We start from the raw sequence: 15,125 nt of genomic DNA, 5'->3' as shown, positions 1-15,125 counted from the left end.
GGGAAAATTATTAAGCGCTGATATGAAAGACCTCTGCACAACTGCGTAAATTTACTGTGACAATGGAAAAAATGCCCAAATGACATTTTTTATGCGTGCTATCTTGGAAAAAAATGAGGTTTTTCCTATTTTTAAAGGGAGTTTCCCCCTTTATGTAGCAATTGGACGGACTACTCCCCTTGGTGGCTTGTCCACGAAAATTTTGTTGGCCGCTTTTTTTAGATTCATGCAGATACTTTTCAGCATAACTTGGGCGTTGACTTTTGCCGTGCCGAAGTAGCTGGCGCGGCCCATTCCGAATAGGCGTTTGGCCGTGCCGAAACACTGTTCAACAATATAGCGTTTTTTGCTGATCAATTTATTCGCCAGCTTCTGGCGTGCCGAGAGCGGTTTGTTCTTGTACGCGCGATGCATGATTGCGCTCTTGATTTTGTGATTTCTTAGAAACTGCCGATTGGCGTTGCTGGCTGATCCTTTGTCGGCATATACCCGATTCGCCTCGATGTGCGCACCCTTGATAGCTGCTTCGAAATGTATCATTTCGCTCTGGTTGGCAGGGGCAGTGTGAACTCCACGCACATAGCCGTTTTGCGCGTCTACTACCAGGTAACTGCGGTAGCCAAATTGCGACTTCTTGCCTTTTTTAGCCAGGTCGCATCTAGATCCGCGCTTTGTTCTTCAATACAGGTGATTCCTGGTTGGCTGCCATCCTCAAATTGAACAGCCTTACCTTCGGTATCCACCTCAAGCAGGATAGCCTTTTTAGGGCGTGCCGCTGACTCAATCAGCGTGGCATCAATTACCGCTCCCGTTGCGCCCTTGATCATCAATCCGTGTGATTGAAGCTGTTCATTGATCGAAGCTAGCAGATCGTCTAACCGATTGCCGGACACCAATCGATTGCGAAACCGACACAGAGTGGTTTCGTCCGGTATCGCATCCGACAAGGACAAACCACAAAATTGTAGAAAATCAATCCGAACATACAGTGCTTGCTCCAACGCAGCATCCGACAAACTATGCCACTGTCCCAGCAGGATCGCCTTGAACATCATCAACCTATCAAATGGTTCCTGTCCTCCACCATGTGATAACTCGCGCTTGTATAAGCCTGTAAGCTTCGAACGTAACTCCTCCCAGTCAATCAGGACATCAATCTTCATTAGCACACTGTCTCGTCTCAATCTCTGTGCCAATTCGAGTGTTCCAAAACTCATCTGCATCTCTTGCTCCAAATGTCTTCTGCTTGTCACTATTTTAGTCGGTTATTGCGCTGACGGGGGAGTTGTGCAGTAGTCTTTATGAGATAAATAGAGAGACATAATCATGAGCAAGAAACGCATGCAATATTCCACAGAATTCAAAGCAAAAATAGCCTTGACAACGATACGTGGAAAAGAAACAGTACCACTTCAGTTTTTGAATACGTCATCCAGATAAAGGTAAATAACGGGTGTAATAAATAATGTGATCACTTGCGAAAAGAGTAATCCGCCGACTACGGTCAGGCCCAGTGGCTGGCGCAGTTCAGCGCCGGCACCCAGGCCCAGCGCAATGGGGAGCGCGCCCATCAATGCAGCTACCGTCGTCATCATGATTGGGCGAAAGCGCAATAAGCAGGCTGCTCGAATGGCTTCGAATGGCGTAATCTGTGCATTACGTTGCTTATCCAGTGCAAAATCGATCATCATGATTGCATTCTTCTTGACTATTCCAATCAATAACAAGATTCCAATCATGGCGATAATCGATAATTCGATATTAAATATCCATAATACTGCCAGCGCACCGACGGCAGCTGAAGGTAGTCCCGCAAGAACGGTAATGGGGTGTATATAGCTTTCATACAACACGCCCAGTAGCACATAAACAACGAAAAGCGCCACCATGATCAGCACGATCTGGCTCATTTGAGAAGATTGAAATGCGGCAGCATCGCCTGCATAGCTTGTGAGTATGCTTTCCGGTATTTGTAATGTCTGTTTTAGCTGATTCAGGCGTGTCGCAGCATCGCCCAGCGCCGCACCGGATGCGAGATTAAAGGAAACAGTGACCGATTCGAGTTGTCCGGTATGGTTGATGGCAACCGGCCCCACTTCGCGTTCAACCGTCACAACCGTGGATAAAGGAATGAGCGTGTCATTTTTACCGCGCAAATGAATGTCGCCAAAAGCACTCTCATCCAGTTGGTCCTCGGCAACAACCTGCATAATCACCTTATAGCGGTTACTCGCGGCATAAATTGTGGAAACCTGGCGCTCACCAAATGCGCTATAGAGCGCAGACCGGATATCGTCTATTTCCACTCCCATGAGGCCGGCTTTATCACGATCGATATTCAGCCGCGCCTGTAATCCTTTAAGCTGCATGTCGCTGCTGACATCACGAAAAATGTGCTGATCCTTGAGCATGTGCGACATCAGTTTATCCGCAGCCTGATGCAGTTTATCGGAATGGAGACTGCGTAAAACATATTGATAACGACTTTTACTCGTGCGGGCACCGAGTTTCAAATTCTGAATGGGGCTGATAAAAATCTTTATGCCCGGAATCGCGCCCACATCACGACGCAGGTTTTCAGCAATGGCGTCTATATGCGGCCGTTCATGGCGGGGTTTAAGTGTCACGAACATACGGGCATGATTACTGTTGGTCGCATTGATACTCAGGATTTCGACTGCGGGATGATTGCGGATCACTTTTTCTGCTTGTTGCAGAACATGGATCATGGCGGGAAAAGAAATATCCTCAACGGCTTCCACAGTAATAATCGCCTGTCCGGTATCCTCACTCGGAAAAAAACCTTTCGGTAACACCATAAACAATACGACTGTCGCAATCAGCGTGCTCAATGCAACGCCTAGCATGATGCGTCGATGACGTAATGCGCGATCCAGGGCATATTCATAAGCGCCTGATAAGGCATCAAACCCACGTTCGAACCAGCCCTGCCATTTGACGCCGCCCTCTTTTACCTTTACCGGCACCGTTAGATATTGGCTGGCCATAACCGGAACCAGGGTCAGGGAGACCAAAGCGGATACCAATACGGCAATCCCGACCACGGCCGCAAATTCATGAAATAATAATCCGATGACACCCGGCATAAAAAAAACCGGAATAAAAACAGCCGCCAGCGAGACGGAAATGGAAACAATAGTAAAGCTGACTTCCTTTGATCCACGCAAAGCAGCTTGCAGCGGAGGCATGCCTTCTTCAACATAACGCACAATATTTTCCAACACCACGATAGCGTCATCGACTACCAGCCCAACCGCAAGCGTAATGGCCAGCAATGAAATATTATTTAGCGTATAGCCGAATAATTGCATCGCAGCGACTGTTCCCAGCAAGGACAGCATCAATGACAATGCCGATATCAGGATCGCACTGGCGTTGCGCAAAAAGAAAAATATGACCAGTATAACCAGAAGAATCGTGACGATCAGTGTCACTTCAATGTCATGAATAGCATCGCGAATGGAAACTGAACGATCACTGAGCAATTTCAGACGGACAGATGAGGGCATTTGTGCGTTCAATTCCGGTAACAGTGCCTTGATCGCGTCAACGGCTGCAACCGTATTGGTGCCGGGCTCACGTTGTACTGCCAGTGTAATGGCACGTTCACCATTAATCCAGATTGCACTCTTAATTGATTCCACGCTGTCTTCAACCTGCGCCACATCAGACAACCGTACCGGTGCATTCCCCCGCGTAGTCGCCACAATCAGATTGGCAAATGCCGCCGCATTATCGAGCTGACGATTGGCTTGAATGGTCAGCGTTTGGCGAGGTCCATCCAGCGTGCCTATCGGCGAATTGGCATTCACAGTGCTCAGCACAGCGGCAAGATCATCCATCGTCAGATTACGCGCGGCAAGCGCGGCCGCATTCACGCGGATACGTACTGCATATCTTTTTTGACCATTAATCTGTACTTGCGCCAGGCCCGGAAGGGTAGATATCGCGGGTGATATCAGGTTTTCAGCAAAATTATTCAGGTCCGCTAACGGCAATGAAGGCGATGTTAAAGCCAGATGAATAATCGGTGCTTCAGCGGGATTGATTTTGCTATATGACGGCGGCGCAGTCATTTCGACCGGCAGCAAAGGCTGCACGCGCAAAAGTGCGGCCTGTACATCGATAGAAGCGCTATCCATCGAATGGTTCTGATTGAATTCCAGCGTAATCGCACTCATACCCAGCAAGCTGGTTGAACTGATTACGGCAAGGCCCGAAATGGCGGATAATTCCCTTTCCAGCGGCGTGGCCACCGCAGAGGCCATTGTTTCAGGACTGGCACCGGGCAGCTCAGCATTGATTACAATAGTGGGAGCATCGTAACTGGGCAGCGCCGCAATGGGCAAACCATGATAAGCAAGGATGCCGGCTATGATAATCGAAAGGGATAACAATACCGTCATAACCGGACGACGGATACAGAATTCAGGTAGATTCATCGCAGGCTTGTTTGCCCGACTGTTTGCCCGACTGCTGCCAGATCATGTTTAACCGAGACACCCCAATCCCGTGCTTCACCTGCCCGATTATTGAGCGGACTACGCGTATAAGCCACATGATCATAGGTGGCGGATTCAGCCACAAAACTACCCGGCCCAAGATTCTGGGCACCTTCCGCAACAACCCGTGTACCAGGCGCAAGCCCTGCTCCCTCGATTACAGCCAGCCCATCCTGAATCAAACGCACATCGACCGATCGAGAGCTGACGCTGTTATCTTCCGCGATGACATAAAGAAAATTTTCATCCGGGCTAATCTGAACGGCCTGCACGGGTACGGTAAGAACGTCCGCAAGCAGACGCGGCGCAAGCATGACCCTGACATACATACCAGGCCAGAGATCATTATCTGCATTGGGAAATTCTGCCTTCAACCGAATCGTACCGCTCGCGGTATCCACGGCATTATCAACAAATGTTAATGCGCCTGGCTGTATCGTCTGTTCCAGCAGCGCACTGACATTGACTTGACCCTTTTCAAGCGCTTGCCGTATGCCTCTGAGCTCTTTCTCTGGTAACGAAAAGCTGATATGTATCGGATCAATCTGTGTGATGCTGACCATTGCAGAATCATTTGGCATGACCAGACTGCCAGGATTCACGGAGATTGCACCGGTGCGTCCGGATATCGGTGCGGTCATTTCAGTAAAACTGCGCGCCACCTGAGTGGCATCCACAGCGGCCTGGTCAGACCCAAGCTGACCCCGCAAGCTGTCCACCTGATTCCTCACCATATCCAGAGCCGCGTGTGAGATAAAACCTTTCCCAAACAATTCCTGGTGGCGTTCAAACTGATGCTCGGCATTCACCAGATCGGCGCGGGATTTCGCAAGCTGTGCCTTAGCCTGATTATGACTGGCCACCGCAGCGCGTGCATCGAGTGTAAACAATTTGTCACCCTTCTGTACGAATTGTCCCTCTTTGATATGCACGACTTCAACGGTAGCGCTGGTCTGCGGGCGGACATCAACCATCTGCTTTGCCGTCACAACCCCATTAGCTACCAATCTCACAGGCACATCCATCCGGGCAATTTCTGCACTCACGACCGGTACAGTATCCGTATGGATGTTCTCGTCAGCCTGAGCGGAGCCCGTTTGCTGAGACCCAAGCCAAGCGCCGTACACCAGTGAGATAAATAAAAAGCTATAACAGGCGGCTCGTATATTTTTTCTATTGAACATTGTGGGCGCTGATCTGGTTATCATCGAAATTCCAATTCATGGTTATGATCAAAATGGGATGGTCACCTATCCATGACAAAACTTTACGGAACCATCCATTGAATTCAGAAAATACGAAAAAATATAAAATAATTAGCAGGTTATTCAATAAAAATCCATCACCTAAAAAGTTTTCCCGACTGCCCCATAAAGGAGATGCCGTCAGTTACTTTGCGCTTATTCGTTTTTCTTTTATTTCGCCACATCACATAGCCAGTAAGAAACAGAACGACAGTAGAAAAGCCGGCAGCAACTTGCAAAATACGCGTAGGCAGCCCGCCTGCCACGCCGATATGCAATGGATACAATGCGTTATAGATGCGCGTTCCCAAGGGCGCTGTCAATGCGTTCTCGGTCAGCAGTACTTCACCGGTATATTGATCAAAATGGATAAAATTTCGGCCATTGGGATGAAGTTCCTCCGGGGCTTTTTTTCGCACAATCCAGGGTGCCTGCGGCGTTTGTGGAAAATTTATCCAGGTTGTTTGCGCCGGCAGCAGGCGATCAGCATGCTGTAACAATTGATCCAGTGAACGTATGTGGCTGTCTTTTCTGGATGGATCGGATAGCACTGGCGCAGGTCTTGGCGGACTGATGGTCAGAAAATCAACCAGCTCAACCGTCGTTTTATTAAAGACCAGTGAGACACCTGTCAGACCGATTATCAGAAGAAAAAAGACCGTATAGATCCCGAATGCGCGATGTAAATCAAAAATCCGTCTTTTCCAGGAACCGGACCGGTTGACCTTGAAACCCTCAAGCACCCGGCCATTCGGTGGAAACCACAGATAAAGACCGGTTGTGCTCATACAAATCAGCAACAATCCACCAATACCCAGAATCGTCTTTCCACGCTCCCCAAGCAAAAGCTGTGTATGCATGAGCGTAATCCAGCCCATGAACGTATCGCTTTGCCGGTGCGCACCCAGTAATTCACCGCTATAAGGATCGGCATAAACAAATAGATCATGCGCATGATTCATTTTTACCAGATAAGTCTGCCCGGGCTGACGCGGCACGCGCAGAGAGAAAATATGATCCTGCGGATAGGCGCGCTCAACCGCGTCCAATATACGCTGCACCGGTGCCTGTTCGCCGCGCACGTCCGTTATCATTAATTCCGGGTATAGCTGAGTTTCGATTTCCTCCCGAAAAACAAGCAAACTACCCGTCAACGCAACGATTACCAGAAAAAGGCCAACCACCAGGCCGATATAAAGGTGTAAATTAAAAACAATGCGACGTATTTTCAAAATAGAGATCTTATTGAGATAACACTCCATTCCGTCTGGAATGATTGCTTTATGAATGGGGTTAATCCGACTCTTTGAATCCGGTCAGGTGTGCCTTGATCGCACGATAACCGATTCCTCTGTCGTCCCCCAGCAAATAGGCGCGTGCCGCATATTTCTGCTCACTTTCCGATCGACTGTATGTGCGGGGCACAGTACAAAATGGAATATCGCTGTCCAGGCAGGCTGAAGCGATTTTGTCGAGTGCATTCTGCACCACAGGATGCTGCGGTTGCCCGGGTACGCCATAAGATTGAGATAAATCGACCGCACCCTCAAGTACCATGTCAATGCCTGGGACAGACAGGATATCATCCAGATTCTCCACCCCTGCTTTGTCTTCAATCATCACAACCACCATGATCTCCGAATGGACTCGCTCAATATAAGTCAGCAAATCAGTTGTTCCAAAGCCCGTTGTACGCCCTCCACTGATCCCACGATTCCCGGCAGGATAATAACGGGCTGCCGCAACGGCCTGTTCAGCGTCTGCACGGTTACACACATGCGGCACAACGATGCCTTGTGCGCCACAATCCAGGGCACGCAAGATAGCACCGGGTTGCGCATCGGGTACGCGCACGAGAGGCGTGATGCCGGCACACTCTGCCGCCCGCACCATGTTTTCAATCGTTTCCGCATTAACACAAACATGTTCCATGTCCAGAATAACGAAATCATAACCAGCATAACCAATCATTTCGACCAGTAACGGTAATGGAATTGAATTAAGTAATCCGAATACAATTTCTTTATCAGCTAATTTACGTTTCAGTTCATTAATTTGTAACATATTATGATTGCTCCGTTGGCAAGTACCATTGCATGGGAGGGGGATGTCGCAAAAAATCGTGGTGAGAAATATTCCAGGCATAGGCACCTGCATAAGGAAATACCAGCAAGTCTCCACAAGAGACCGATTCAACCGGCGCATCGAATGCCAGCAAATCCTTCGGCGTACATAACTGCCCCACAATGCTTACCCTGTCGTTAGAAACGCTTAGCCGCGGATACGCATGGGGCCACGCATTGACCGGCAATACATGAAACGGGTGACTATGGCCTTGGGCGTAAGGCGTACGAAAGTGATGGGTCCCTCCCCTGCCGATCAGAAAATACTGATCATAACTGTGTTTAATATCGATGACTTGCATCACATAATAACCACATGCCGCCGTAATATAACGCCCTAACTCAAAACGAATGTTGATCCCCGGCAGGACAGTATTATCCTGCAGCGCTACCAATCCAGTACTGAAAGCCTTCCAGTCAAACTGTTGCTCAGGCTGCCGGTAATTGATGCCGATGCCACCCCCAACATTGATATGATCGATTTGCAGATCATACGCGTCACACCACTGCCGCACCTGAAGCTGATAAGCGGCCAGCAATTGCAAATGTGCCTGGGCATCCAGCTGATGCGACAACAGATGAAAATGGAAACCACGTAACCGAATCTCCGGATGGGTCTGCAACCAATTGAAGCAGGCTTCTAATTGTTCGACAGGCATACCAAACGGGGTGGGTTTTCCCCCCATCATCAAACTGGTTTTTGTCAGATTATCAACCGGTAAATTGACACGCAATAATATGCCCATCGGTTGACTTGCTCCCTTTGCGATCTCAGCCAGTCGCTGTAATTCGCTAAAGCTTTCTATATGCAGACACTCAACGTTAGACTCAAGTGCGCGGCTGAGTTCCCGATCCAGCTTGCCCGGCCCGCTAAAGGCGACCGGAATATCGGCAAAATGTGCACGCACCCAGTCCAGCTCGCCGCCAGACGAAACTTCGAAACCATGTACCAGCGGCGCCAGCGCTTCTAAAATCGGCAAATCCGAATTGGCTTTGATTGCGTAAAATAACCGGCAATTATCCGGAAGCGTACTGACCAATTGATCTACATGCTGACGTAAGGCTTCTAGATCATATACATAGGCACAGAGGGGTTCATCAGATTTGACTTCTGCAGCACGAACACTTGTAAAAACCGCTGCCAATCTCAACTCCACGTGCAATCCTCCATTAAAGCACCTAATGGATTGTTGACCGGCAGGTAGTCAAACGCACGATCGGGCCGCTTAAAAAAACGATTAATCAAATTGGCTTTAGCCGGAAATGCTTCACCATTCAGCAAAGCATTAATACGGCAGATCGAAGCGCTGTCACCGTAATGTCTCTGATAAGTATACAAATGATGACGTACTATCGACCACAAACGATTCTGCATGGCCGGCTTTCGGGCACTGAGCTGGCTGATGGCTTCACAAAAATTATTGACAAACAAACAATAGCAGACACGTTTCCATCCCTGATCATTATCGTACCAGAGGGCTTCACGCGCACGTAAACTAATGCCCGCCAGTTGCTCGTTGTCATAACGCGCCTGCACCAACTTGACACCTTCAAAATCCCGCAAAAGAATCTGCCGCGGCTCCCCATCAATCACGCCGATCAGAACATTCTGCAGATGCGGCTCAAAGATAATGCCGTGTGCAAAATAACAGTGTAAAACCGGATACATTATCTCCGCGACATAGCTTGAAAACCATTGCTCCACCGCCGCCTCAAAAGACATGCCGCCCCGTTGCTGCATGACTGCCAACAATTCACGAAGACGGGCGGCACCATAGATATGATTACCAAATAAGGCACCCGCCAGCAGTGGCGTGATACCCGGCGACAGGACTTGCGTCACATTCTGCCGCAAAATCATGCCGAAACCTTCAGTCACTTCTTTATCCTGCTGCAGCTGATTCGATTTCAAATCTACTGACATAAATGCAGGCTCTTCAAGTACCCGGATATTTGGAAATTCCCGCTGCAAACCGGGCAGCAAGGTACGCATGAGCTGGGTTATCTGCACGGCACCTTCCAGTTCGTAAACCGCATTCTTGCGTACACAATTAGTGATCCGGATATTTAAAGAACACTTATAAAAATAGGGATTTTCCGGATTAAACAATGTGCGAATCGACGAGGTCGGATAATAATCTTCACCCTGTTGCCCCACATTACAAATACGGCCTGCCCCGATAGCCGCTACAACACCGGGATGAGTCAGCAGATAGCGCGCCTGCCATGGATGGGTTGGAATCAGAACAAATTCATCGTTTCGAATAATATTGCTCGGTGCTTGCGCCGCAATAATCTGATCGCAGGTTTCCGCAATCACGGATCGCTGCACGATATATTCGCGCCGCACTGCAAAGTAATGCAGTGGGAAACACGCGCCCATTTCAGGAGAATATTGGCGCATGTCCGCATCGCTCACACCCTGACGGCTTTTGGGTGCGGGATGAAAGGGATGTCCGAAAACCAGTGACTGTTCGGATTCAATGAAGGCCGCTAAGGGCACCTGCGAAAAACAACCCGGATCGATTGTGTTCAGTATGGCGGTTGTAACGGTCACACTGTCATGTATCTGTTGCATCAATTCACTATTTGAAGGCATCTCATACTTCAATGACAACTCGTTTAATAACAATCCCGCAAGCATCTGCCAATCCAGCATAATCCAGGGTTTTCCAAAGGACTTATAATAAAATGGGGATTGATAACGAAAGTTGCCTGTGGCCGAAGCACTACTGACTACCGTTAGCAGGCGCGTCCCGGTAAACGGCAAATGGATATGTAGAATGCGACCACCGCTGCGCTGCAAAGCCAGACGCACCGATGTCGGACTGTCGTTCTGGCTGAGTAAAGGCCCTACACTTAAATGCCGCTCCGGACCAGCTACCTCACGGCAATAACAATTCAACAGCGTTTCCATCGCACGCCGCCCTGCTTCCTGTTCCGCGATCACATCAGAATCAAAAACTTCCGCCAAATTATTCAAATGCATAATTTCTCCTGTTGGTTACAATTAAGAATCACTCAGCCGCATCCGGTAGCGCGTCAATCCAGCCAGGTGACAACCGGCAATAAACATAATCAGCGCACCGACAAAAAAAGGGGCATTCAGATCAATCGCCTGCACAACAACCCCGGCCACCAGACCAGCTGCAACCGCTCCCCACTTTGAATTACTTTCAAACCAGCCAAATGTGCGCCCGGCATGACTGCTGTGGACAATACCTGCGATCAAAATATGTAAACCAATGAAGCCCAGTGTCATGCTAAACCCCATGACGATGCGCCAGATTACGATTGAAAACAGCGAGGGAAACAGCACCTGACCCAGCAGTGATATAGCAAATAAAAAATAAGACAAAGACAGCATCCGCAACGGTTCGCCTTGCCATTGATACCGACTTAATGGAACCGCAAACAGCAAATAAACCAAATGCGGCAGGCCAAATAACAAACCGGCAATGGCGGGTATATCAGACTCAGTGCTCAATTGAATAAAGGAAACGAAATAAGGGAAAGTAATCACGGTAGAAAAAACGAAAGCAAACTGGAGCAGATACAGTTTTGTCGGCGTGATTTCATGCGTTTTATCTTTAGCTGGCACATCTGCGGCCATGTGTGCGGGCGCCGGATAACTCGGCAACCATGTAATACATACCGCAGCGATAAGCGGCAACAAGGCCAGATAACGATAGAGCTCCAGCGGGGAAGCAATCGTAACGAACAGGCCCAATCCAGCAGGCGCAATAACCAGCGCTGCACGGGCCGACCATTGCATCAATGTCAGACTGTGGACAAGCTTTTCACCACTGACTACCGTTGCCAGATAAGCGTTAGAGGCGGCAAACGTGCCACCAAGCAAGCCTTGTAAAGACAAGGCAGCAAAAAATACCCAGGCATTGGGCGCAAAGCCGGCGAGCAGAAAACTGCCCGCCAGCCCGAGTTGGGCACGCAACAACAACGGTTTTTTGCCATATTTATCCGCCAATCGACCCCACCAGGGACTGCTTATTGCAGCAAAAAATGTCGGCACAACGTAAAACCAGCCCGCCAGATAAGCCGCCTCACTGTGTAACGACTTATCCAGTATCAAAGCAAAATACGGCGGCATACCCAGTGCCGTAAAAGCAGCGACAAAATGGCAGATCATGATGGTTACGACGATATAACGCTGATTCTTGTTCATTTCACCCTCAGAAAATTAGGTGAACTCATGCCATAGAATTTGTTTACGTCATTTGCACCTGTCTCGCTCTTATCAGTCAAGGTAGCGGCAATCAGCAAATATTTGATATGCAGGCGCTCATTTTCAAGCAACAGTTGACGCGCCAGCGAGATTTCTTCGCCATCTGCCGCCAATGCTTCCAGTACAGTCTCGATTCGCCGTCTGACATTTGCATACAACGTGTTAACGGGTAAGCCAAGAATCGGCCCGATACCTTCCACCAGCACCGCAATATTGAGCTGCAAGGTAATCGTTATGAACATCTGCCCAAGCGGCAGCGCATCTGAGACAATAATACGGCGATCGTGCAGACTGTCCGCATACTCCGCCAAATCCGGCCAGCGCATCGCCAGGTAGTCAGAATGAATGCGGGCCGCGTCGTTGTCTTTAAGCAACAAACGCAATCGCGGATGCGCCTGGCTTAAAACAACAATGGAATTTTGCTGATTCGATTCCAGCGCAATGCCATAGCGCAGCCAGAGTAATAAATGATAGCGCAATGTAAGATCAAGGTAGTCATTCCAGAATGCTTCCAGATCCCCATCATAAAATTGCGCAGCCATTTCCTCAATTACCGTACAGCCTGCCGGTGTTTTCGCCAGCAATGATGCTACGGGAACCAATGTACTGTTGCGCAGATTTTCAACCGGATAACGCCGCAGGATATAACCCAGAAACAATTGATGATCGACATGGCCGCCACAATCTTCCTGAGTTAACACCAAGCGATCAGCAATCGATAGCTCACGGGCTGCAATACTGGCAAGCAACGTCTGAATGCGATGTCCGTCGTGAATCGTACTGGGTTTAATGGTACGAATATTTTTCGCACCCAGGGTACGGATGGTCAGCGGCAGCTTTAAGTGCCATTCTGGCATATCCAACAGTACAACCGTGCGCACCGATAAGGTCGGCGTAGCCGTCAGATAAGGCCATGGTGCCCGAATGACATCACGCATGCCAGCGGCACTGAGCAGATTTTCGAGTTCATATTCCCATACAAATGGATGAACCGGAATCAGATCATATGTATTGGCCAATTCAGCAGGCAGACCGACCGTTTCAAACGAAGGCCATAAGGCCGGCAGATTCTGTGCATTGGACGCACTTGGATAAAAACAGGCCCTGGGTACTGCCAGCCAATGAATGAGGAAGTTACTCTGAAATTCCGGACTGTAAGCCGTCAACGACCTGATATCGAATCCGATCTTGGCGCGTGCGGTTGGATAAAAGGGATGATCAAGAAAAGCACCCAGGCGATCGAAGTGTATCAGACGGGTATGCCAATTCGCTAACTCGGAACCCGTCACTTCCCCCTGCAGTGCGCGGTATTCAGTGAACCAGTGCTCACGTTCAGTTTCACAGACCTGTCGATGCTCAGCAGCCAGTCTGCATTCATCAACAAATGCCCTGAAAGCACGTTCTGCAACCGAATGCAGGCCATGCGCAAAACAAACAATGAGCGCTTCCAGTGTGTGCAGCGCCTCCACTTTGTCACCTTCCTGCCATAACAATGGCAATCCGACACTCCGCCAATCCTGCATGAATGTGGATTGCGTGACGGGAATCCATAAATAACCATTGCCGAGATGACTGATTCTAAGCCACTGATCTTCTTTTTCTACGTGCCTGTCACATCTTGCCGACAGTGCCGTACCTGACATCAGCACCGCCTGACTGACACAATTCCGAACATTTTCACGCAGCAATGTATCTACCACACGATGATAAATATACTGCGTATGATCGGCAGATACGTCCATCATGGGAAAATCACTGGTCTCTTTACGTAATATCGCCTTCATGCATTAATCTCCCATACCAATTGCTCACTGACACGCCCCATCTCCTGCCCCAGGCACTGTGCATCTGAGCCTGTACCACGCAACACACCCAGATAATCCTTGTTGGAATGGGTTAAGCTGATCATATCCCCGATCGCACGCAGTGGTTTAAAGGTGATCTGAGCATTCGCCAATTGCTGCACGAACGGCTCAGGCGCCTGCACCAGACAACCGTCGGATCTCGCCGTGAAATAGCGAATCAGAGCCGCACCAGGCACATTATTTAGCTGTGGAAGCGGTTCGCCAAGATAGAGCCTCAAAACAATCTCAAATACCGGAATATCCAATGCATCCTGCAACATAAATTCTCGATAATCGCCGATATTGCGATAATTAATCTCGATCAGACGAGGTCCCGCGTCCGTCATAACGAACTCTGTATGACAGGCACCAAAACCAATACCGAAGTCGCGGATAATCGTTAACACCTCCGCTTCCTGCTGGGCAGTTAACCCAGTCCCCCAGCTTGCTTCCAATTCGATAAAATAGGGCGGCGGTGATAATTTCACCTGAAAACCGCCCAGCACATGAAGCCTGTCATGATCACCCAGCGTCTCCAGCGTATAAAGCGGGCCTTCAAGGTATTCCTCGATGAGCAATGACTGGCCCGGCTGTATATTCCAGGCCGCTGCTGATTGTGCCTTGAGTTCGGCCTGGTCATAACTCAGGCTCACTTGTTGGCTGGCAACACCTTCACATGGCTTGATAATGCAAGGGAAAGGAACATGAGTTAGCTGGCGCTCAAGTTCAGCCTTATTACAAACCACGGCATACCACAGCCCATCAAGGCCGCGATTCTGCAATGCAGAACGCATTTCCGCTTTATGTTTGGCACGATAGGTCACATGCCAGTTTTTGCCGGGCAGCCCGAAATAATCAGCAGCAATCGCAGTACTTGTTTGCAGGTGATCACTATTGGAAAAAATGGCGGCCGGTCTTTGAGCACGACGCGTAACTGCCTCGATTATCGCCAGCGGATTGAATACATCGCACGTCACGATTGCAGCAGGATAAGCGGGTAATCCGGATTGGCTAAAATATTTTCGATGCGCCTCGGCATTATCAGTCAGTAATACTACGGACAGACCCAGACGTTGTGCTGCCGGTATAAATCCGACATTCACGGAATCAGTTATTACATGAGTTACAATAATCAGCTCTTGCATGGC

11 protein-coding genes are annotated in these 15,125 nt (G+C 49.1%); all 11 read right to left on the bottom strand.

Annotated features, from left to right (window positions below; translation table 11 throughout):
- Nucleotides 1–150 precede the first annotated feature (150 nt).
- The 11 genes from BUQ89_RS14205 to BUQ89_RS07725 all read right to left on the bottom strand — a co-directional run bounded on the left by BUQ89_RS14205 (nt 151) and on the right by BUQ89_RS07725 (nt 15,122).
- Entirely contained in the window at nt 151–606 is a 456-nt protein-coding gene (locus BUQ89_RS14205) for a transposase (protein ID WP_245813041.1), read from the bottom strand.
- Entirely contained in the window at nt 600–1,223 is a 624-nt protein-coding gene (locus BUQ89_RS14200; protein WP_245812946.1) for a transposase, read from the bottom strand. Before BUQ89_RS14200 ends, BUQ89_RS14205 begins: the two co-directional genes overlap by 7 nt.
- 189 nt (nt 1,224–1,412) lie before the next feature.
- Nucleotides 1,413–4,463 (bottom strand): efflux RND transporter permease subunit, encoded by a 3,051-nt coding sequence (locus BUQ89_RS07765; protein ID WP_051537611.1) that lies wholly within the window; start codon nt 4,461–4,463, stop codon nt 1,413–1,415.
- On the bottom strand, nt 4,460–5,731 hold the full coding sequence (locus BUQ89_RS07760; protein WP_074202559.1) for an efflux RND transporter periplasmic adaptor subunit: 1,272 nt from the start codon (nt 5,729–5,731) through the stop codon (nt 4,460–4,462). Before BUQ89_RS07760 ends, BUQ89_RS07765 begins: the two co-directional genes overlap by 4 nt.
- Before the next feature lie 134 nt (nt 5,732–5,865).
- Nucleotides 5,866–6,999, bottom strand: coding sequence for a PepSY-associated TM helix domain-containing protein (locus tag BUQ89_RS07755; protein WP_083399534.1), 1,134 nt, complete (start codon nt 6,997–6,999; stop codon nt 5,866–5,868).
- A gap of 61 nt (nt 7,000–7,060) precedes the next feature.
- Complete coding sequence (locus BUQ89_RS07750; RefSeq protein ID WP_028461744.1) at nt 7,061–7,831, bottom strand: HpcH/HpaI aldolase family protein; 771 nt, start codon at nt 7,829–7,831, stop codon at nt 7,061–7,063.
- A gap of 1 nt (nt 7,832) precedes the next feature.
- Nucleotides 7,833–9,047: a type III PLP-dependent enzyme gene (locus tag BUQ89_RS07745; protein ID WP_028461745.1), complete on the bottom strand. Its 1,215-nt coding sequence runs from the start codon at nt 9,045–9,047 to the stop codon at nt 7,833–7,835.
- Nucleotides 9,038–10,879: an IucA/IucC family protein gene (locus BUQ89_RS07740; protein ID WP_028461746.1), complete on the bottom strand. Its 1,842-nt coding sequence runs from the start codon at nt 10,877–10,879 to the stop codon at nt 9,038–9,040. The genes BUQ89_RS07745 and BUQ89_RS07740 overlap by 10 nt, the downstream gene beginning before the upstream one ends.
- 21 nt (nt 10,880–10,900) lie before the next feature.
- A complete protein-coding gene (locus BUQ89_RS07735) occupies nt 10,901–12,073 on the bottom strand; it encodes an MFS transporter (RefSeq protein ID WP_028461747.1) in 1,173 nt (390 codons plus the stop codon).
- A complete protein-coding gene (locus tag BUQ89_RS07730) occupies nt 12,070–13,917 on the bottom strand; it encodes an IucA/IucC family protein (protein WP_083399532.1) in 1,848 nt (615 codons plus the stop codon). The genes BUQ89_RS07735 and BUQ89_RS07730 overlap by 4 nt, the downstream gene beginning before the upstream one ends.
- Complete coding sequence (locus BUQ89_RS07725) at nt 13,914–15,122, bottom strand: ATP-grasp domain-containing protein (protein ID WP_028461749.1); 1,209 nt, start codon at nt 15,120–15,122, stop codon at nt 13,914–13,916. Before BUQ89_RS07725 ends, BUQ89_RS07730 begins: the two co-directional genes overlap by 4 nt.
- Nucleotides 15,123–15,125 lie beyond the last annotated feature (3 nt).

Source organism: Nitrosomonas cryotolerans ATCC 49181, from assembly GCF_900143275.1.
Lineage (GTDB): Bacteria > Pseudomonadota > Gammaproteobacteria > Burkholderiales > Nitrosomonadaceae > Nitrosomonas > Nitrosomonas cryotolerans.
This window is presented reverse-complemented; position numbering and strand designations above follow the sequence as displayed.